Annotated in this window: 21 protein-coding genes and 1 tRNA gene; 8 read left to right on the forward strand and 14 right to left on the reverse strand. The window is 66.0% G+C overall.

The features are described 5' to 3' along the window. Positions 1 to 14: 14 nt before the first annotated feature. Together HZR14_RS06795 and HZR14_RS06800 are read right to left on the reverse strand one after the other, a co-directional pair. Positions 15 to 554 carry a CDP-2,3-bis-(O-geranylgeranyl)-sn-glycerol synthase gene (locus tag HZR14_RS06795; protein WP_181692113.1) on the reverse strand — a complete coding sequence of 180 codons (540 nt, stop codon included), beginning with the start codon at positions 552 to 554 and terminating at the stop codon, positions 15 to 17. A gap of 137 nt (positions 555 to 691) precedes the next feature. Then, on the reverse strand, positions 692 to 1,330 hold the full coding sequence (locus HZR14_RS06800; RefSeq protein WP_181692114.1) for a DUF502 domain-containing protein: 639 nt from the start codon (positions 1,328 to 1,330) through the stop codon (positions 692 to 694). A gap of 311 nt (positions 1,331 to 1,641) precedes the next feature. Here HZR14_RS06800 and HZR14_RS06805 point away from each other — a divergent pair, with 311 nt between their 5' ends. The 3 genes from HZR14_RS06805 (at position 1,642) to HZR14_RS06815 (ending at position 3,588) form a co-directional block, all read left to right on the forward strand. Further along, a complete protein-coding gene (locus tag HZR14_RS06805) occupies positions 1,642 to 2,499 on the forward strand; it encodes a UbiA family prenyltransferase (RefSeq protein ID WP_181692115.1) in 858 nt (285 codons plus the stop codon). A gap of 107 nt (positions 2,500 to 2,606) precedes the next feature. Continuing rightward, positions 2,607 to 3,071 (forward strand): TRAM domain-containing protein, encoded by a 465-nt coding sequence (locus tag HZR14_RS06810; protein WP_181692116.1) that lies wholly within the window; start codon positions 2,607 to 2,609, stop codon positions 3,069 to 3,071. A gap of 61 nt (positions 3,072 to 3,132) precedes the next feature. After that, a complete protein-coding gene (locus HZR14_RS06815; protein ID WP_181692117.1) occupies positions 3,133 to 3,588 on the forward strand; it encodes a Tfx family DNA-binding protein in 456 nt (151 codons plus the stop codon). A 20-nt stretch (positions 3,589 to 3,608) separates the two neighbouring features. On the opposite strand, the gene HZR14_RS06820 is transcribed toward HZR14_RS06815, so the two are convergent. The 9 genes from HZR14_RS06820 to HZR14_RS06860 form a co-directional block, all read right to left on the reverse strand. After that, positions 3,609 to 4,058, reverse strand: a complete 450-nt coding sequence (locus tag HZR14_RS06820) for a pyridoxamine 5'-phosphate oxidase family protein (RefSeq protein ID WP_181692118.1) — start codon at positions 4,056 to 4,058, stop codon at positions 3,609 to 3,611. A 440-nt stretch (positions 4,059 to 4,498) separates the two neighbouring features. After that, positions 4,499 to 4,571, reverse strand: a tRNA-Asp gene (locus tag HZR14_RS06825). Positions 4,572 to 4,677: 106 nt separating this feature from the next. Further along, positions 4,678 to 5,715 carry a DNA repair and recombination protein RadA gene (gene radA / locus HZR14_RS06830; RefSeq protein WP_181692119.1) on the reverse strand — a complete coding sequence of 346 codons (1,038 nt, stop codon included), beginning with the start codon at positions 5,713 to 5,715 and terminating at the stop codon, positions 4,678 to 4,680. Positions 5,716 to 5,852: 137 nt separating this feature from the next. Then, positions 5,853 to 6,455, reverse strand: coding sequence for a PspA-associated protein PspAB (pspAB, locus tag HZR14_RS06835; RefSeq protein ID WP_181692120.1), 603 nt, complete (start codon positions 6,453 to 6,455; stop codon positions 5,853 to 5,855). A gap of 212 nt (positions 6,456 to 6,667) precedes the next feature. Further along, the gene (ligA, locus tag HZR14_RS06840) at positions 6,668 to 8,740 is read right to left on the reverse strand and encodes an NAD-dependent DNA ligase LigA (protein ID WP_181692121.1); all 2,073 of its coding nucleotides are present in this window, start codon (positions 8,738 to 8,740) and stop codon (positions 6,668 to 6,670) included. Between the two features lie 106 nt (positions 8,741 to 8,846). Next, positions 8,847 to 9,956 (reverse strand): pyridoxal-phosphate-dependent aminotransferase family protein, encoded by a 1,110-nt coding sequence (locus HZR14_RS06845; protein WP_181692122.1) that lies wholly within the window; start codon positions 9,954 to 9,956, stop codon positions 8,847 to 8,849. Positions 9,957 to 10,047: 91 nt separating this feature from the next. Further along, positions 10,048 to 11,217, reverse strand: a complete 1,170-nt coding sequence (locus HZR14_RS06850; protein WP_181692123.1) for an MFS transporter — start codon at positions 11,215 to 11,217, stop codon at positions 10,048 to 10,050. Between the two features lie 117 nt (positions 11,218 to 11,334). Next, positions 11,335 to 13,077: a helicase C-terminal domain-containing protein gene (locus tag HZR14_RS06855; protein WP_181692124.1), complete on the reverse strand. Its 1,743-nt coding sequence runs from the start codon at positions 13,075 to 13,077 to the stop codon at positions 11,335 to 11,337. A gap of 126 nt (positions 13,078 to 13,203) precedes the next feature. Further along, a complete protein-coding gene (locus HZR14_RS06860) occupies positions 13,204 to 14,178 on the reverse strand; it encodes a replication factor C small subunit (protein ID WP_181692125.1) in 975 nt (324 codons plus the stop codon). Between the two features lie 126 nt (positions 14,179 to 14,304). Between HZR14_RS06860 and HZR14_RS06865 the strand changes: the two genes are divergently transcribed. The 5 genes from HZR14_RS06865 (at position 14,305) to HZR14_RS06885 (ending at position 16,764) form a co-directional block, all read left to right on the forward strand. Then, the gene (locus tag HZR14_RS06865) at positions 14,305 to 15,345 is read left to right on the forward strand and encodes a bactofilin family protein (protein ID WP_181692126.1); all 1,041 of its coding nucleotides are present in this window, start codon (positions 14,305 to 14,307) and stop codon (positions 15,343 to 15,345) included. Positions 15,346 to 15,421: 76 nt separating this feature from the next. Further along, complete coding sequence (gene samp2, locus HZR14_RS06870; protein ID WP_181692127.1) at positions 15,422 to 15,622, forward strand: ubiquitin-like small modifier protein SAMP2; 201 nt, start codon at positions 15,422 to 15,424, stop codon at positions 15,620 to 15,622. Further along, positions 15,619 to 15,984: a GNAT family N-acetyltransferase gene (locus HZR14_RS06875; protein ID WP_181692128.1), complete on the forward strand. Its 366-nt coding sequence runs from the start codon at positions 15,619 to 15,621 to the stop codon at positions 15,982 to 15,984. Before samp2 ends, HZR14_RS06875 begins: the two co-directional genes overlap by 4 nt. A 115-nt stretch (positions 15,985 to 16,099) precedes the next feature. Continuing rightward, the gene (locus HZR14_RS06880) at positions 16,100 to 16,279 is read left to right on the forward strand and encodes a DUF7554 family protein (RefSeq protein WP_181692129.1); all 180 of its coding nucleotides are present in this window, start codon (positions 16,100 to 16,102) and stop codon (positions 16,277 to 16,279) included. Continuing rightward, complete coding sequence (locus tag HZR14_RS06885; RefSeq protein WP_181692130.1) at positions 16,279 to 16,764, forward strand: 2'-5' RNA ligase family protein; 486 nt, start codon at positions 16,279 to 16,281, stop codon at positions 16,762 to 16,764. Before HZR14_RS06880 ends, HZR14_RS06885 begins: the two co-directional genes overlap by 1 nt. 75 nt (positions 16,765 to 16,839) lie before the next feature. On the opposite strand, the gene HZR14_RS06890 is transcribed toward HZR14_RS06885, so the two are convergent. The 3 genes from HZR14_RS06890 to HZR14_RS06900 form a co-directional block, all read right to left on the reverse strand. Continuing rightward, positions 16,840 to 17,397, reverse strand: a complete 558-nt coding sequence (locus tag HZR14_RS06890) for a DUF6663 family protein (RefSeq protein WP_181692131.1) — start codon at positions 17,395 to 17,397, stop codon at positions 16,840 to 16,842. Positions 17,398 to 17,469: 72 nt separating this feature from the next. Then, complete coding sequence (locus tag HZR14_RS06895; RefSeq protein ID WP_181692132.1) at positions 17,470 to 18,555, reverse strand: geranylgeranyl reductase family protein; 1,086 nt, start codon at positions 18,553 to 18,555, stop codon at positions 17,470 to 17,472. A gap of 675 nt (positions 18,556 to 19,230) precedes the next feature. Further along, positions 19,231 to 19,893, reverse strand: coding sequence for a phosphate ABC transporter permease (locus tag HZR14_RS06900; RefSeq protein ID WP_181692133.1), 663 nt, complete (start codon positions 19,891 to 19,893; stop codon positions 19,231 to 19,233). Positions 19,894 to 19,946 lie beyond the last annotated feature (53 nt).

Consider the following 19,946-nt stretch of genomic DNA (forward strand, 5'->3'; position numbering starts at 1 on the left):
GGGGACGGCGAGGGTCACCACGGCTCGTCTTTCAGCCCGACAGCGTACGCGAGCGCGTTCGTCAGAACGTGTAACAGCGGCGTCAACACGACGATCGCGACGACGACGGGGAGGGTGAACGTATCGAGAAACCACCCGGTCGCGACGACGGCGGTCGAAAGCAATGCCCCGGCGACGAAATCGAGTTGGTCGATGCCGGGGAAAGCCGCGCCACGCTCCAGACCGGTTCGGCGCTTCAGAAACGACGCCGCGATGTCGCCGAGCATCGCACCGAACGCCAGGGAGACGGCGGCGGCGATCGGAAACGGGTCGGCGACGACGACGCCGCTGACGAACGGGTGGAGTCGGTTGAGAACGAGCGCGACGGCGACGCCGGCCGCGGTGCCGACGGCCGTTCCACGCCAGGTTTTGCCGTCTCCGAGGACCCGTCGCCCGTCGTCGAGGGTCCGGCCGTCGTCGATGGGGCGGCCGCCGCCGGCGAGCACGGCGACGTTGTTCGGGATATAGGCGGGGAGCATGGCCCATATCGCCACCACGACGGTTTCGACTACCATACCGCGTCTGCGAGCGGCCGTAGTATAAAAAGCGTGGTTCGGGGGACGGAGGCCGCTCGCCGGGAGGCGACGTCGGTTCGTCCCGCACTGTCGGCTACCGTCGTCCCGATCCCTCCGTGGTCTGTCCGGTCACGGGATCACTGCTCTCCGTCCTCCGACCCATCGTCGGCCAGCAGCGACTCCTGGCTAACGTCGATGTCGATCCCCCGGTCGTCGTTCTCGCCGAACCCGGCGCTCAGGATCCGGGTCAGGGAGTCCTCGACGGTCTCGTCGATCTCGCGGTAGGCGTCCGGATCCACTTCGACGACGAAGCCGGTCGTGATGTTCGGCGCGGTCGGCAAAAAGAGTACGTCCCGGCCGTCGTCGGTCGATTTTCCGGTTTTGAAGGCCGTCATCCGCATCCCGTTCCACGTTTCGAGTTTGACGGGCGTCTGGAGTTCGTCGGGACCGCTAACGGCGGTCTCGACGGCCATCTTCGAGGCGTTGTAGACGACCCGGAGTCCGGGAAGTCGGTTCATGATCCCGTCGAGCGCTTCCTCGAGGATATCGCCGACCGTCGTCCGCATCAGGTAACCGACAGCGAGCACGAGCAGGCCGAAGAGGAGGAGCGTGATGAACACGCGAACGACCACCGGGAGCCCTTCGAGCGTCGTCTCCAAAAGCGGGAAATTGGCGATAGCTTGATAAATAAACGCGACGACGTAAGCGGTGACGAGTAGCGGAACGAGAACGATGAGGCCGCTTGCGATGTCACGTTTCCACGAGGGCGACAGCATTCGGTCGTATCTCGGGCGGCCGTGTAATCAGCGCTTCGACTGGTTGTCGTGACACATCGCCGACGGACACACCACCGGGGTCGGCCCCCGTCGGGATACGATCGCTGTTCATACTGACGGACAAAAGAATGTACACACGACGCACGAGGATCACGCCGTTCGACGGAGCGAACGGCGGATCACTCGTGAGTCGGTTTCATTCGATTTCGTCCACCAGTATCATTTGATGCGGGCCACTGTCGTCGTTTCGGACCCGGGCGACACGAAGAGTCAACGGGCTCGACCACGTACCCCCGGACGTTAGACATCGAATGCGAGGGGTCAGTACCGACGGCCACCCGGTGACAGCGGCAATCGGAGCCGTGCTCGCGCTTCTCGTCCACAGCAACCTCTTTATTTCCGCCGCCGCCACGGGCGTCGCCCTCTCGACGATGCTGCTCGCCGAACTCGACCCGGATCCGCTCGCGCTGTTCATCGTCTTCGCCGCGACGCTTTTCGTGTACAGCCTCAACCGGATCACCGACATCGAGGAGGACCGCGAGAACGTCCCCGGACGTGCAGCTTTCACGGACCGATACGGACGCGTACTCTTCGCCGCGGGCGTGACGCTGTACCTCGTTGCGATCGCCGGCGCGATCGCCTTCGGACTCCCCGGCGCTCCGTTTCTCGTCCTGCCCGCAGCCGTGGCCGCCCTGTACTCGCTGTTTCGGGTCAAACAGCTCCTCCTCGTAAAGAACCTGATCGTCGGCGTCTCGTGGGGGATCATCCCCCTCGGAGTCGGCGTCTACTACGGGACCGGTCCGCGGGCCGATATCCTCGTTTTATCGGCGTTTTTCACCGTTATGTTGACCGTCGCGGCGGCGATCTTCGACATCAAGGACATCGAGGGGGACAGAGCGGAGGGGATCCGAACCGCGCCGATCGTCTTCGGCGTCCACGCGACACGGCTCGGGGCACTGGTGACGACCGCCGCCGTCGCCGTCGGTGTCGTCGCGGCCGTCACCGTCGGTATCGTCCCGCGGCGGTTTCTCGTCCTGCTCGGGTTTCTCGCCTACGTTGCCGCCTACATCCCGTTTGCGACCCGCGGTCGGGGGGCGCTGTTCTATGGGTTCGTCATCGACGGCGAACACGTCTTTCTCGCCGTTTTGGTGGTCGCCATGGAGCTCTGAGTCGGGGGAGATCGTCACCCGAGCCGGCGAACCCCCCGTCTCGGTCACCGATTCGGTACCGTCACCCGACCCACAAGCGTTTAATCGGCCGCGGGGCAAAACACGGTATGCCCGAATGCCCACTCGCGGACGAGTGCCCAAGTTTCTCCGAACGCATCGAAGGCATGGGCTGTCAACACTACGGCGACCGAGGCGGTGCCGAGTGGTGCTCCCACTATAGCCAGCCGATCCGGGATCTCAAACAGCAGCCGGTCAAACTCGGCGAGGAGGTCGTCGTCGACGTCGAGGACATCCACGAGTCCGGAGCGGGGGTCGGCAGAACCGAGGACGGCTTCATCGTCATGGTCGACGGCGTGTTGCCGGACGCGCGAGCGAAAGTCAAGATCACCGAGGTCCGATCGAACCACGCCCGGGCCGACGAGATCGAACGGCTCCCGATGGAGGACGAGGCCGACGAGGCCGACGCCGAGGCTGACGACGACGGCGACGAGACGGCGGACGACCGCAGCGACCGCGAGAAGGCACTCGACCGTGGACGGCTGGGCAGCCGTGAAAACTTCTGGGGCAACTAGTGAGACATCCACTCCCCGAGAGCCGCCGTGGCCGAACGACCCATACACGACACGTACACGGATGACACTCCCAGACGCCGACGAACTGCTCGAACGGGCGGGCTTCGACGCGGAGACGAACGTACTGACCCGTCGACAGGCCGAAGTGCTCGCGCTCCGCGAACGGGACGTCCCGCAGGCCGAAATCGCCGACTCCCTCGGGACGTCGCGGGCGAACGTCTCGAGCATCGAATCGAGCGCACGCGAGAACATCTCGAAGGCGAACGAGACCGTCGCGTTCGCCGACGCGCTGACGGCTCCGGTTCGGTTGACCATAGCGGAGGGATCGGACCTCTACGACGTCCCGAACCGGGTGTACTCGGCCTGTGATGACGCCGACGTGAAGGTGAGCCGGACGGCCCCGGAACTCATGAAGCTCATCGGTGATGCGGCCGGCGATGCGGTACAGGGGCGGGCGGTACAACGCGACATCACGGTGACCGTTACCAACGACGGTAGAGTAACCGTCAGACGGTAGATCGCCTCGTTTGCCCGCCCCTACTCGATATCGGACATTCGGTCGCTAAAGTCCCACGTATAGAGCTTCGTCGGCTCGATCCGGATCCGGACCTCCTCGCGGTCGGCGTCGAGGAGTCCGTCGGCCAGTTCGTTGTCCGTCCCACCGAGATACCGTTTCAGCAGGTCCCTGAGCTGTTCTTTGTCGTCGTCGTGGTCGATCGTGGCCGTCCCCGCCCCCCGAACACCCTTATACGGCGGTTCGTTGTCCGAGATTTCGAAGGTGACGGCGGGATCGGCGTCGAGATACTGGACGACGTCGGCGTCCGCCCCCGTCGCGCAATGAAACGCGCCGTCGCGGTATCGATACCAAAGCGACAGCATCCAAAGCCCGCCGGCGGGCGTCCGACAGGCGAGTCGGATCGGGATCGTCCGATCCCGGAGATAGGATTCGGCCTCACTCGCCGACCACACGCCGGTCCACGTGGACATACGCACAGTAGGCGTCCGCCGGTTAACTAATTGGCGACGGGGGATAGCGTCGGTAGCGCGGCGTCGACGGGGGACCCCTCCGTCCTCCGTCGTCTCCGATCCTGGCTTGAACCGGAGACCACCGTCCTCGGTTCCCGCGTTTCGATCCGTGCCCGGTAGCGTCCGTCCACGCTGTCGACGACGGGATCGGACGGACCGCTATCTCCGAACGGTATCGAGACCGTGTCTCCCCGTTTGACTGCTCCGTGTGGACGGCCGGGGCTCACGACACAGTTCACAAAAGCGCCCGAGGCGGGATTTGAACCCGTTCACAGACGTTCCGGGCGTGCGGTCTCACTGCGTTCGACCGTTCCGGGGCTGCGACTGTTCGTGTTCAAATCCCGTTTTTTCGCTTGCTGACGCCAGGGCTCGCTTCGCTCGCCGTTGGCATCGACAGAAAACGCCCGAGGCGGGATTTGAACCCGCGTCACGACCGTGACAGGGTCGTATGATGGGCCACTACACCACCCGGGCTTCCTACACGCATCTATAGCCGGCTTTGCATCTTAAGGCTTTCCAAAGGCCGACGCCCCGGCGTGGTTTCACATGCACACCGACAGCCGGTCCCCGGCCGAACTCACTATTCGGGTTTGAGCCCCTCGCCTTCGACCCGCATTACCGCTTCGCCGTCCGGGAGATTCGGCGCGTCGACGAGCTTGACGATCCGTTTGTTGCCTTTGGACTTCTTCAGATACATCCGGAAGGTGGATTTGTGTCCGAGGATGTTCCCGCCGATCGGCTTCGTCGGATCGCCGAAAAAGGCGTCGGGGTTCGACTGGACCTGGTTCGTGACGACCGTCGCGGCGTTATAGAGGTTGCCGACCCGTTCGATGTCGTGGAGGTGTTTGTTGAGTTTCTGTTGGCGGTTGGCGAGTTCCCCCCGGCCGACGTATTCGGCGCGGAAGTGCGCAGTCAACGAGTCGATACAGACCAGCCGTACGGGGAACTCGTCGTCCTCGTACTCGGCGGCGATCTCTTTTGCCTTCTCCGCGAGGAGGATCTGGTGGTTCGAGTTGAACGCCTTGGCGACGTGGATCTTGTCGAGAAATGCCTGGATGAGTTCCCCCATCGCGTCCTCGTCGGCGGGAGTACCGTCGATCTCTTGGTCCTCCATCGCCGCCTCGAGGACGTCCTCGGAGAGCCCGCGCACCATCTCTTCGATCCGTTCGGGGCGGAACGTGTCCTCGCTGTCGACGAAGATACAGCGGCCGCCGAGGCCGCCGGCCTCGCTCGGAAGCTGGACGTTGACCGCGAGTTGGTGGGTGATCTGTGACTTCCCGGCCCCGAACTCGCCATACACTTCGGTGATCGATTGGGTCTCGACGCCGCCGCCGAGCATGTCGTCGACCTCCGGGATGAGCCACTCCAGCTTTCCGATCTGTTCGCGCCGTTCGAGCACGTCCGCGCCCGTCTCGAAGCCGCCGATGTCGGCGGCGTTTCTAGCCGCCTGAATGATATCGTTGGCGTTCGATTCGCCGACGTCGGCGGTGTTCGAAAGCTCCGCCGGCCCGGCGACGGCGATGCTCTGATAGGAGTCGTAGCCGCTCTCGCGGAGTTTATCAGCTGTCGCGGGACCGACTCCCGGAAGTTCCTCTAGGTCTTCGCCGCTTGCTGCCATATCCGTTTTTCCGGCCGCCCGATACATAAAGCCTCGTCAACAGCTAAGTGAAAGTAAAAATGAGGGACAGAAGGCGGATCGGTCTCGGTCCAAGCCGAAGGTTTAGGTGCGATAGTGGCGGGACCACACGTCGTCGGTCACCCCCACGGGTGGGCGTCGCCCTCGGGCCACATGGGATACCAATACGAGGTGTCGTCCTCGATTTCGAGTTCCCCATCGAAGTTGCTTTCCAGTTTGAACTCGAGCGTTCCGTCGCGCTCGCGGCCGCCAGTGGGAACGAACGGGTAGTACGCCCCACGGCGGAACGAGTACACCCAGTAGGCCGTCGTCCCTGCCCGTTCGAAAGAAAACAGCGACGCCAACAGCCGCGAACCGAACCCCTCTTCGATGAGCGTGTCAGCAGCGAAATGGATGCTCGTCACGAGGTTCTCGAAGTCCGAATCCTGCAGGACAACCCAACTGTAGCCGTGGCTATCCTCAATGAACGACGCCGACGTCCCCGTCTCTGCCTCGCCGAGTTCCAGCACGGCTTCGACCTCCTCGCGTGCGTCCCGAAAGTCGGTACTGTCGACGTTCGCAAAACAGAGCGCTGCATCCCCGGTAGGGACGAACCCGAGGTCGGCCTCCATCGTCAGATGCGCCGTCGACATCCCGAAGAGGTCCTCGGGATCCGCCTCGCGGGTCGCATCAGCCTCCGCACTGAGCCCGAGCGCTTGCCGAATCGAATCGAGAACACCCATGTATCCCTATGCGGGGGCGCGACGGCCATAGGCGTTGTTATCGTCCGTATTCCCGCGTTCCCAGATCGGCGTTTCGCCGGCCCGGTTATTTATATACGAGGACGCGGCCACCGCCGGTATGTCCTGAGCGATCACCGGTGGTCCGCCGAGGCGATAGCGCGCCCGCGTGGCCGCGGAACACGGATCACCGACCGACCCGTTCCGCCTGTTCGCTACAGCTCGATACCGTGATCGACGAGCAGCGACTCGAACTCGGACCGGTCGAGCATCGGGACCCCGTGCTCCTCGGCCGCCTCGCGCTTGCTCTGACCGGGATCCTCGCCTACGACGAGATAGTCCGTGTTACCCGATACGCTCGACGTCGCCGATCCGCCGTGTTTCTCGATCAGTGCCCGTAGCTCGCTGCGGGTTAGCCCCTCGATCGAACCGGTGAAAACGAAGGTAAGCCCCTCGAGGGACTCCTCGGCGGTTTTTGCGGGTTGTGGACCGACGCCCGCGGCGCGGAGGTCCTCGATGATCTCCAGGTTCCGTTCGCTGTCGAAGAACGCGGAGATCTCGCTTGCGACGGTCGGGCCGACCCCATCGACGGCGCGTAACTCGGCCTCATCGGCAGCCACGACCGCATCGAGCGTTCCGAAGTGGCGGGCGATATCAGCGGCGGTCGTCCGCCCCACGTTCGGAACGCCGAGCGCGGAGAGAAACGCCCCGAGCTCCGGCTCCCGACTCTCGTCGATCGCCGCGAGCAGGTTCTCTGCGCTCGTCTCACCCCATCCGTCGAGGTCGACGAGGGCGTCGGCCGAAAGCTCATACAGATCGGGCAGTCGTTCGACGAGCCCCGCGTCGATCAGCTGATCGACCGCTTTCTCGCCGAGGCCCTCGATGTCGAGACCGGATCGGGAGGCGTAATGTTGGATGGCCCGGCGAAGCTGTGCCGGACAGCCGACCCCGCCGGTACAGAACGCGATCGGCCCGTCACGCTCGATCGGACTCTCACAGACCGGACACGAGTCAGGAAACTCGAAGGATCCCTCGCCGCCGTCGAGTACCGACTCGACGTACGGGATCACGTCACCGGCCCGTTTGACCCGAACGGTATCACCAACGTCGACGCCGAGTTCAGCGATCTGCTGTGGGTTGTGCAGCGTCGCCCGTGACACCTCGACGCCGGAGACGTCGATCGGATCCAACAGTGCGACCGGTGTTAGCCGACCGGTTCGTCCGACCTGGACGACGATGTCCCGAACGGTCGTCACCTCCGATCGGGCCGGGAACTTGTAGGCGAACGCCCACCGGGGGGCCCGAGCGGTCGCCCCAAGCAGCTCGCAGGCATCGATCCGATCGAGTTTGATCACGGTACCGTCGATCTCGTAATCGAGGTCGTTGCGGCGATCGAGCATCTCCTCACGGAACGCGATGGCTCCGTTGATGTCTTCGACGAGCCGCGTGTGCTCGTCGGTCGAAAAGCCCCATTCCTCGATGGCCGCCCGGTGTTCCCGGCGCGTATCGAAGTCCCGGGCCCCATCGTCGAGGATATCAAAGACGAAACATTCGAGCGGTCGTTCGGCGGTAACGGAGGGGTCAAGCTGTCTGAGCGTCCCAGCGGCGGCGTTTCGCGGATTCGCAAAGGCATCCTCACCGCGTTCGAGCCGCTCGCGGTTGTACGTCTGGAACGCCTCCTTCGGCATATAGACCTCGCCCCTGGCTGCGAGGAACTCCGGAGGGTCGCCCTGGAGTTCGAGAGGGACCGACCGGATGGTACGGACGTTCGCCGTCACGTCGTCGCCTTCGAAGCCGTCACCGCGGGTGACCGCCCGCTCCAGCCGACCGTTCTCGTAGACCAACTCGACGGAGAGGCCGTCGAACTTCGGTTCGCAGAGATACTCGATCGGACCCCCGTAGTCGGATTCGGTCAGCCGGGCACGGACCCGCTCGTCGAACGTCCGGAGGTCGGCTTCCTCGACCGAGGAGTCGATCGAGCGCATCGGGGCGACGTGCTCTGCGGTGTCGAGTTCCTCGAGCGGCTGCCCGCCGACTCGACGCGTCGGGCTCGTCTCCGAGCGCAGGTCGAACGTCTCCTCGAGTTCGAGTAGCCGATCGAAGAGCACGTCGTAGGCCCGGTCGGAGACCACCGGATCCGCGAGATCGTAGTACCGGTGGTCGTGATACCGGATCGCTTCCCGGAGTTGCTCGGCTTGCCGTTCGGCTGTCTCGGGATCGAGATCCGATACCGTCTCGAAGGAGAGCGGCGGGTCCCGGACGTAGGGGTTGTCCTCTGGTTCGTCCATTACCTCGGGTTCGGCGTCGGTGATAAAAAACGGTCAACCATCGGATCGTCGACGGCCACCCGGTCGGTGGCGGTGGCGATCACCCCGCGTTCGGGACGGCCGGCCGTTACAGCCCGGCGACGTCCTCGATCGCGTCGGTCAGGGCCTCGATGCTCTCGACCGTGTGTTCGCCCATGTGACCGATCCGGAACGTCTCTTCGCCGATGTCGCCGTAGCCGTTCGAAAAGACCATGTCGTACTCCTCGCTCACGGCCTCGATCGTTTCGGCGACGTCGATCCCTTGCGTGTTCTCGATGCAGGTCACAGTCTGGGATTCATACCCCACCTCGGGATAGAGACCGAAGTGCTCGCGGGCCCACTCGCGGGTATACTCGGCCATCTCGCGGTGACGCTCGTCGCGTCCCTCGTGTGTCTCTTCGAGCATGTGTTTCATCTGCTTTCGGTAGGCGAGCATGATCGGGATCGCCGGCGTCGAGTGGGTCTGTCCCTTCCGGTCGTAGTAATCGAGACACCGCTGGAAGCCACCGTACCACGACGTTTCGTCTTTCTCCAGTTCGCGGTCGTAGGCCGCCTCGCTGACGACACAGACCGCCAGCCCAGGCGGCATGGCGAACGCCTTCTGTGTGGAGGCGAAGATCACGTCGATGCCGTGTTCGTCGATGTCGACGAGGTCACCGCCGAGCGACGAGACCGCGTCGACGACGAAGTAGGTGTCCGGGTACTCGTCGACGACGTCGCCGATCTCCTCGATCGGGTTCCGGACGCCAGTCGAGCTCTCGTTCATCACGCAGGCGACGACGTCGTAGTGTTTGTCGCTCGATTCGATCGCCCCGCGAACGTCCTCGGGTTTGACTGCCTCGCCCCACTCGTACTCCAATCGATCCACGTCCTTACCGAGCCGTTCGGCGACGTTGGCGTGTCGCTCGCTGAAACTTCCACAGGTCGGTACGAGGATGTTCTCGTCGACGAGGTTGAGCGTCGAGGCCTCCCAGAACTCGGTCCCGGAGGCTGTGAGGATGATGACGTCGTTGTCGGTTCCGAGGAACGTCTTGGTGTCCTCGACGATAGTCGTATAGAGGTCGGTCATCCGGTCCATGCGGTGGCCGAACATCGGTTCGGCCATCGCGTCGATGACGTCGTCGGGGACCTCGGTCGGGCCGGGGATGTACAGCGTCTTGTCCGGGTAGTCGCCGGTGTACTCGCGTTTCTTGCTCACGGGGATCACCTGATACGTGGCGTATCGGGGTGGGTGTGCATGGTAGTTTTGATACGGTCATGGACGGATGGGACTGATTCGTTTGATACGGTCACGGACGGATGGGACTAATCCTGAAAAGCACCGGGAGCGTGAGTATCGCGATGGTGATCTCGAGGCCGCCCGCGACGGCGAAAGCACCGAAATAGCCGTAGCGGGTTGCGAGCCAGCCACCGACGAGGATCCCGCCGAGGAAGCCGAGACTGCCGAAGATGTTGAACCCACCCATGGCGGCACCGCGTTCGTGCGGGGCGACCAGATCGGTCACGAGCGCCATCGTCGCGGGTGCGACGAGCGCCCCGAGTATCCCGACGAGCACCATCCCGAGTGCCGCCGCCGGAACGGTCGAGGCCAGGCTGACGGCGAGGATTGCCGTGCCGAACCCGGCCGACCCGGCGGCGATGGGGATCACACGCCCGATCCGGTCGGACAGCGTCCCGAAGGGATACTGCAACAGCGCAAACGGGACGAAAAAACACGCGAGCAACAGTCCGATCCCGGATGGGGCGAGTCCGAACGCGTCCCTGAAGTAGAACGTCCCGACGAGCCCGAAGAACCCGGCGGCGAACCGGTCGGCGAACCCGAACGCGAACGGGACGAGCAGTTCCGGCGTTCCCCGGAAGCTTCCGAGTGCGTCTCCGAGGCTTCGACGCTGTCCCGTAGCCCGATCCGGAACCGTCGACAGCACGACCGCGACGGCCGAAAGCAGGGCCGCCGAGGTGAGGATCGGTGCCAGCGGGCCGAACGTATATAGCTGTCCGCCGACCGGGGCACCGAGTGCTGCTCCCCCGCCGATCGCGATGCCCGCCGCGCCCATGTTCTTGCCGTGGCCCCCGTCGAGATCCATGAGCATCGTGATGGCGAGCGAAAAGGCACCGATGGTGAACGCCCCCTCGAAGAACCGGAGTACGAGCGCGATCCCGAAGTCGCCGCCGCCGGAGAGAACGAGCGCGGCGAGGGCGAGATAGGCGACCGTCCCGCCGAGCGCGCCGACGACCACGAACGGGATTCGCCGACCGGCCCGGTCCGAAATCGCCCCCCAGACGGCCGAAAACAGGACGAACGCGAGGAGTTGAACGGCCAAAAAGGCGGTTCCGGCGTCGATCGTCGGGGTGCCACCGAGCGAGGCGACGAGTCGGTCGACGCCCGGATACACCAGCAGTTGGGTAAAGAGGACGACGAACACGACAGCCGACAGACGGGCTCGCTCGGATCGACTCACAGGACCGGTTAGGACTGCCCGCTACTTGGCTCATAGGGAACGACGATCGAAGTGAATCACCTCGGGGTATTCTCCTCGAATTCCTATAAAACCACAACGCGGCGGAACGCGACCGTGTCATCCGTCGCCCCACACGTCCGAGAGCGGGTGGTCGTCGATGCTCCCCGCGGGGTTCGATCGGCGGCCGGCGGGTCGGTCGGCGGTATCGACGGCGCTGGCGGGGTCGAACGGCGGTAGTTCGGGACGCGAAACCCGATCGACCTGCGCGTCGAACCACGGCGGCATGTCGCTGCGTGCCCGCTCGAACAGGTCGAGAAGCGAGCTATCGGCGAGATACGTCGCCCCGTAGTCGTCCGGCGCGCGGACGACCCGACCGCAGGCCTGAATCACCGTCCGCAGCGCCGTGCGGTAATACCACGCCCACTGACCGTCTTCGAGACGACGGGCGACGCGGGAGTCGTTGGTGTTCGGGTAGGGGGCCTTACACAACACCTGCCACCGGCAGAGGTCGCCCCGGAGGTTCAGCGCCTCCTCCATCTTCACCGAGACGAACACGTCCGGATCGTCGCTCCGTTTCCACCCCGAGAGGGCGGCGTCGCGGGTTCCGGAGTCGTGGCTGCGGACCCGGCTTCCGACGCCGAACTCCCGGAGCAGCTCCGTGAGCCGCTCGGCGATGGCATAAGAGTGTGCGTGGATCAACCCCTTCTCGTCGTCGTGGGCCGCCATCAGGCGGACGACGACACGGGCCACCTCCGGCAGCGTCTCCTCGCGGTGCTCGTAGGTCATCTTCCCCTGGGTCACGTCGTATAGCGGGCGGTTCTCGACCGGGAACGTGTGGGGGACGTCCACCATCGCAACGGTGCCCGGATCGAGGCCGGCACTCCGACAGAACGCGTCCTTGTCGAGCATCGTCGCCGACAACAGCGCAAACGTGTGGCCGCGGTTCCAGACGGTGTGGTGGAGATACCGGGCCGGATCGAGCGGCTTGATCGAAATCGCGCCGCCGCGGGGGTCCTCACGGGTTCCCCGGTCGGACTGGTCGGCTACCCAGACGGTCGGACTGTCGTGATCACGGAGGTCTTCGAGGAACCATCCCAGATCCCGGACCAACTCCGCGAGGGCGTCGCGCTCTTCGACTTGGGCTTCGCTCAACTCGACGAACCCACGAAGCTCCTCCTGTCGCCGGCCGCACACGTCGAGCAGCCGTTCGGCGTAGGGTTCGACGTCGGAGAGCGCCTCGATATCGGGCGGCCGACAGCTCTCCCAGACCGGAACCGTGGCCGGCGACAGCTCGATCGTCGCGTACATCTCGGCCCACTCGGCCAGCCCGTGGGCCTCGTCGATCACGACGACGTCGCGCTCGCCGAACACCTCGCTGCCCGCGGTCTGCATGAAGTACGCGAGCGTCATCGCCGCGATCGGACTGTCCGAGGCGTTCGCCCGGTCGGCGAAGTACGGACAGCGGTGTTGGACCGGACAATCGAAACCGCGTTCGCGCGCACAAGGTGCCCGATCGACCGGCGTCGAGGTCTCGCCCGGCAGAATACACGAGTAGTTCGACTTACCGCGGATGATCGAGAGGTCCGACAGCAACTCATCGCCCGCGACGTCGTCGAGTTGGGAGACCTGCGGCGTCGTGTAGTACGCCCCCGTGGGGAGGCTGGGCGCGTCCTCGCCGTCACGCCTGGCACACCCCGCAATGGCACGGGCCAGAAGGGATTTACCGCTCCCGGTCGGTGCCCGCACGAGGACGACGTCGTTGCCGGCCGCGAACGCGTCGCGGATATCGCGGAGGGCCTGCCGTTGGGTGCCACGGAACGACGGTGCCGGAAACTCCGAGACGATGCGCGAGGGATCCACGGCCGATCGAGGGGCGGCACAGTCCTAAATGGCTCGATCCTCCGAACGGACGTCCTCGATCCTCCGAACGGACGTCCTCGGTCATCAGGCCCGATCGGCGTCGTGGGGGCCGAACCGGTGGCGACGCTACTCCGCCTCGAGCGCCAGCGACGCCAGAAGCGCTTCCAGTTGGATCTGCTCGTTCGCGCCGGCCGTGATCCGGTAGTCGGCCTCGCCGACCCGCTCCATCAGCCGGACGGCCTCGCGTTCCCCGAGGTCGAACTCCCAGACCGAGCGGTGCATCTGGTCGATGATGTCCCCGCCGGCGATCCCGACGTCAGTCAATAACGTATCGAGCTGGGCGCGTGCGGCCGTAAAGTCGCCGTCCATTGCCTCGGTGACCATCTCCTCGATCTCCTCGGGGCGGGCCGTCGAGGTGATCGTGTAGACGGCCTCCTCGTCGACGACGCCGCCCATGACGGCGGCGGCCTGCAGCCCGTTTATCGCCTTCCGCATGTCGCCGGCGGCGGCGTACACCAGCGCGTCCATCCCCCCGTCGGTGATCTCGATGTCCTCGGCCTCGGCGATGGCGTCGATCTGTGCTTCGATCGCCTCGTCGCCGAGCGGCGAGAACCGAAACACCGCACACCGCGATTGGATCGGATCGATGATCTGCGAGGAGTAGTTACACGAGAGGATAAATCGGGTATTGTCGGAGAACTGCTCCATCGTCCGCCGGAGCGCGGACTGGGCCGCAGAAGTCAGCGCGTCCGCTTCGTCGAGGAAGATGATGCGATGGTCGTAGCCGCCGAAGGAGGCCCGTGCGAAGCTCTTGATCCGGTCGCGAACCACGTCGATCCCGCGCTGGTCCGAGGCGTTGAGTTCGAGGAAGTTCTCCCGCCAGTCGTCGCCGTAGAGCTCCTTGGCGACGGCGATGGCCGAGGTCGTCTTGCCGACGCCGGCCGGGCCGGCCATGAGAATATGCGGCAGATCCCGTTGGTCGATGTACTGCTTGAGCCGTTCTGTGATGCCCTCGTGGCCGACGATCTCGTCGAGCGCCTGCGGACGATACTTCTCGATCCAGATCTCCCGCCCGCGGTCCTCGGCAGCGGCCTCGATCATATCCAGACGTCGTCCCCGTCGGCCATAAAGTCCCCGAGACGAGGGGAGCAGACGTCGCCGGGACGGCCGGAGGCGACCCCGACGAAACGCGGAAAAAATATACGCGGCGGCGATCAGAACAGGGCCATGCGCCGCCAATCGGCCCTCCTGTTGGGACTCAGTTTCGTGGTCGCGGTCGCCCTCGTACCGGGGATCGCCGCCGCCGAGACGCTCGTCGGTGGATCGGTCGTCGTCGACGCCGACGAAACCGTTGGGGACACGTCCGCGACCGGCGGCACCGTCGTCGTCGAGGGGACCGTCGACGGGGATCTGAAGGCGTACGGCGGATCCGTCCACGTCGCGGAGGGGGGCGAGGTGACGGGGATCGTCCGCGCCTACGGCGGTACTGTCACGGTCGACGGCTCCGTCGGCGGCAACGTCCTCGCCTACGGCGGATCGGTCCGGGTCGGCGAGACGGCCGAGATCGACCGATCCTTCGGCGCGGTCGCCGGGGACGTGACGCTCGAGGGACGGATCGGCGGCGACGTGGCCGCGGTCGCCGGGGAGATAACGCTCGCCGAGACCGCGCTCGTCGAGGGGAGTCTCAATCACTTCGGCGACCTGCGTGAGGAGGGCGGCACCGTCGAGGGCGTTGTTCAGGACGGCAGCGACCTCGCGCTCGGTCCGCCGACGGAGATCGTGACCGCCCTCCTCGCCGTCGCCGCCGTGGTCGGGGATCTGCTCCTCGGAGCCGTTCTCGTACGGGTCTCGCCGCGGTTCGCCGATTCGGCGACCGATACCGTTCGGACGGAGCCGGTCTATACTCTCGCCGTCGGCCTGGCGGCGACGGTCGGGACCCTCGCCGTGATCGCCGTCCTCGCGGTGACGATCGTCGGCCTCCCGCTCGCCGTCGGCGCGCTCGCGTCGTCGCTCCTGTTGGCGTGGGTCGCCCGCGTCTACGGACAGTACGTCGTCGGGGCGATCGTGCTCTCGTTGACCGCCTACGGGAACCGGTATCTCGCCCTTCTCGTCGGCGTCCTCGGGGTAACGGTCCTCGGGATCGTCCCGTATCTCGGGGCGGCCGTCTCGGTCGTCGTCTTCGGCCTCGGTGCGGGCGTCGTCGCGCTCGGGGGACACTCGCTGTGGCGGCTCGTGACCGACCGGCCGGGCGGACTCGCGGACATATGATCGACGCGGCGCATGCTGGGAGCACGCCGACACCCGAAACAGCACAGTAAAACCGCTCGACGCCGTACAGCGGCGCATGGACGTGACGTGTGAAGTCCTCGGTGGGGGGAGCCACGAACTCGAACTCGACGCCGATGCGACCTACGGCGACGTCCTCGAAGCCGTCGGGCTCTCGACCCAGGAGGCATCGGTACTCGTCGACGACAGCCCCGTTCCGGAGGATCGCCCGGTCGAGACCGACTCGGTTCGGGTGCTCCGGCTTATAAAAGGCGGATGAGCGGTTCCGGGGCGTCCCCCGACGTTCGGGCGGCCACACCGGCGGAGTACGTGAGCGTCCGCTCGATCCTCGAAGGGGCGCTGTTGAGGGTCGAAGCAGGCCTGCTCGCCCGGTCGGCCGTGCTCGTCGCCGCCGAGGAGGGACGTATTCTCGGGGCGCTCGTCCTCCGGGGAACGGAGGTCGAGGCGGTCGCCGTCCGTCCGAACCGCCGCGGGCAGGGGATCGGGACGGCGCTGATCGAGGCGGCCGCCGCCCGCCGCCCCTCGATTTCGGCCGGCTTCGAGCCGCCGGTTCGGCCCTTCTACTCGTCGCTCGGCTTCGACGTTCGCTGTTCGGACGGCCGCTGCCGCGGACGTCTGTGATACTGCCGGCGGTATGACTCCCGGTGGCGACACACGCCGTCGGATTCCCCGCTACGCCCGGAGACCACCGCGGTCGGCCGTAGTCCTTTTCACCCGGCCGGCCGCAGTTCCACGCATGCTCGATAGGGGCGCGCTCGACGTGGAGGACCTGCTCAAGATCGTCCTCCTGCTCGTGATCGCGCTGCTCGTTCTCGAGATCGTCGGCCTGTTCGTCGAGATGCTCGCATCGATCGGTCCCATCGTCGCGGTCGTCATCGTCGTACTCATTATCGCGTACTTCCTCGACTACGTATAGTGTACAGCTGTAACGTCACGGTGCCGCCCGACCTCTCACGGCTGGCTCGCGGGCTGGCAAGCGACTGTTTCGAGGCGACGCCACGGGATCGACACAGCCTGCTGGTCAAACGGCTCGGCGACGGCCGTCCGTCCACGCTCGCGCGGCGGGTCCGCGAGGCGTTGTCCGGAACCGAGCCCTTCGAGGCGCGGATTTCGAGGATCGAACTCTTCAGGGATCCGCCGGTCGGTCGCGGTCCGGTGGCGTATCTCCGGGTCGACTCCGAGCCGCTTCTCGAGATACACCGCAAGCTCTGTGCGGTGTCCGATCCCGTCGAGGGCCTAGAGGGCGATGAGTACGACCCACACGTCACGATCGCCCGCGGCGGCGACGCCGGCCGGCTGGCGGGCCGAACCGTCGATCGCCGGACCTGGCGGATCGAGTCGCTCTCGCTTTGGTCGGCCGAATACAACGAGGTAATCGAACGGATTTCGCTGCCGGTATAAGCGGATCGCGGCGACGCGAGCGCTCGGGCCGCGTCGTGTCCGGCGCTCGCCGGGATCCGACGGCAACCGTCCGTATCACTCGTAGGTATCCCGCATCGTCCGCTCCAACAGGCCGTCGGGATCGAGGACGAGGTAGACGACGACGAACGGCTCGTCGCTGTCGAGTACCCACACCGAAAACGGCGGATCGGTCCCCTCCGCAGCACGGGCACAAAGCGGGTCGAGCGGCTTGGTCCCGTCGCGGAACTCGGTGAACAGATCGCGGCGACCGGGCTGCTCGGCGAAGGTGTAGACGATCCCGTTCGGGTTGCGGTCGGTGTCGTAGGTCACTCGCGAGTTCATCGCCTCGTTGCCGGCGCGGGCGGTCTCGAAACAGGTCTGTGCGGCCTCGAAGATCGGTTCGTCGGTGCGGCGGAAACGAAACCGGGTCTCGGTCTCGACTGTCGCATCGGAGAGCGTCGGGACGTCGCCGTCCCACTGGAGGTCGCCGTTTATCCGGTTGCCGGCCACGGCGTCGGGCAACGACGACCGGGGGACGTACACCGGGTCCGCGGAGTTGACATCGAGGAGGAGCCACTCGTCGTCGTGCCGGCCCGCAAGCACCCGAAACGGCCCCTCGGTGTAGCGCGTCATGGTCGGGGTAGGCGGTCCGGGCAGGTCATACTGGCGACTCGACGTCCGTGTAGACCCCAGACCGGCGGCGGATCACTTCCACGGCAGCATCGCCCGGAGTTGCGCCCGCGAAAAGAGCGAACTCGGCCGGTCCATGTGGACGCCGATCTCGCCCGACAGCGCGCGCAGGCCGGCACGCTGGATCGGGCGCGGCAGCGAGTAGCCCGCCCGGATGGCTCTCCCGAGCGTCTGGTCGCCGCCCAGCGCCGATCGCCAGGCGTGCTCGTACTCGTGGACGGTCGCGGGATGATCAGGGTCGATCTCGCGGGCGGCGATGTCGGCCGCGCGCATGCCGTAGAGGATGCCGCCGCCGGTGAAGGGCTTCGTCTGGCCGGCCGCGTCGCCGACCAGAAAGCTCCGAGTTCCGACCGTCCGGGGCGGTGGGCCGATCGGGATCGCCCCCGAACACCGCCGATCGATCTCGACGCCGTAGTCGTCGACGAAGGCCTCGAAGCGCCCCGGGGCGTCGTCGCCCGGCGCGACCGCGAGACCGTACTCGACGCCCGCCGCCTGGCGCGGGATGCGCCAGGCGAAAAAGCGGGGCACGGTCAGGTGGACGTCGACGAAGTCGTCGTCGTCGGCCTCCCCGGAGAAGCCCAATACGCCGTGTAACAGCTCCTCGGGTTCGGGCAGTCCGACCTCGGTTCGGACCTTCGATCGGGGGCCATCGGCCCCACAGACCAGCCGGGTCTCGAACGTCTCGACCCCGTCGGGGCCGCTGGCGTCGACCTCGACGCGGTCGGGGCGTTCTCGTACCCGCGTGACCTGGTGGTCTGTCCGGATCTCGGCACCGAAATCACGGGCGCGGTCGGCCAGCGTCCGATCGAGGCCGACGCGGTCGATCGCGTTCGAGACGACGCCTTGTTTATAAAACGTGTGGGCGGGGCTGTCGGCCCCCCCGAGGTGAAAACGCGCGCCGTGGATCTCGTTTTGGCGGAGTTCCTCGCGGGCGGAGTCGGGGACGAACTCCCAGACGTCGAGGCTGACGTGGCCCGAACAGGCGAGCGGGCGACCGATCTCGCCGGCCTCGAGGACCAACACGTCCCAGCCCCGCTCGGCGGCCGAGCGCGCGAAACGCGAGCCGGCGGGACCCGCACCGACGACGACGGCGTCGTACATACCACCGTTTCGGCGGTCGACGGGCAAATATCCACCGTCACAGACGTCCAGGACGAATCACTCCACCGCTGTCGGGATACGCTTGAACGGCTCCACGCGTCACCGGCGAAGACGAACTCCACGCGTCACTGACAAAGACGAACTCCACGCGTCACTGACAAAGATGACGTGGTTCGGTCGCCTGCTGTGGCGCGCGCTTGCGGCCGTGCCCGACGCGCGCGAACGGCGAGCACCGCGAGCCGTGAGAAAGCGCGGGCCGGCCACGAACCTGCGTGCGAGGGATGAGCAGCACAGCGCCGCGACCGCAGGGAGCAAGCGAGCAGCGCAATCGGTTGGGGAGGCGTGTGGCCTGCGGAGGCGGTCTCGGGGCGGTGCTGTACGGTACGGTGCTGTACGGTACGGTGCTGTACGGTACGGTGCTGTACGGTACGGTGCTGTACGGTACGGTGCCGCGTGGTGCTGTGTGTTCGGGTGGGACTGCAAGGGGCCGCCTGCTCGGGGACGGCGGGCGACGCAAGAACCGCAGGAGTGACCGACGGGAGCGACGAGGATCACAGCGAGCCCCCCGAACCGAGCAGGCGGGGGCTTGCGAGACGGATGAAAAAGCGTCTCGTCCGACGGATCGGGACCGAACCAAAACGTACGAACCGGAGATCCCTGTGGAGCCGAACGCCGTTACTCGCCGTTCCCGAGTACCCGACCGATTCCGGGGACGACGGCCGCGAGCCGCGTGACCCACCCCAGACGGAACAGCCCGATCTGGGTGAGGAGGCCGAGGACGAACAGCGCGCCGAAGGCCGGGAGTTCGACTCCGGCGACCGGCGTCGTCGCAAGGGGATCGAAGAGGATCGGATCCGGCGAGAAGCCGTCGCGGACGGCAGTGAGATCCGCGGCGGCGATCGATCCGGAGGCGAACGCCGCCCCGACGAAGGCGGTGACGAACATCAGCGCGAACTTCGTGAGCGTGAAGCCGACGAACGCGCCGACGACGCCGGCGACGATCATCACGAGATACCGGACGAGGCCGCCCTCGGTGAAGATCGGCGTGATGACGTAGAGGCCGATGTAGGCTCCGACCACGAACGACGGGATCGCCGTCGCGACCGAGAGAGCAACGTAAGCGAGGGCAGCCCCCAACGCGCCCCCGACGACGACGGCGACGGCGAGGCCGACCACGCCGCCGGTGCCGAGAGCGCCGAAAAGCTGCGGCGCGAGGACATACCCGCCGCCGGCACCGATCAGAAAGCCCAACAGCGCGGCCGCATACACCGACAGCGCCGCGCCAAAGAAGACGAGCACGAACCCAGCCAACAGCAGGCCGACGTCTACGAGTTCCATACCGGCCTCTCATCGGCCACCGGAATAAGTGTGGAGGCCACCGGAATAAGTGT

It is taken from the genome of Natronomonas salinimetallica, from assembly GCF_013839515.1.
GTDB lineage: Archaea > Halobacteriota > Halobacteria > Halobacteriales > Haloarculaceae > Natronomonas.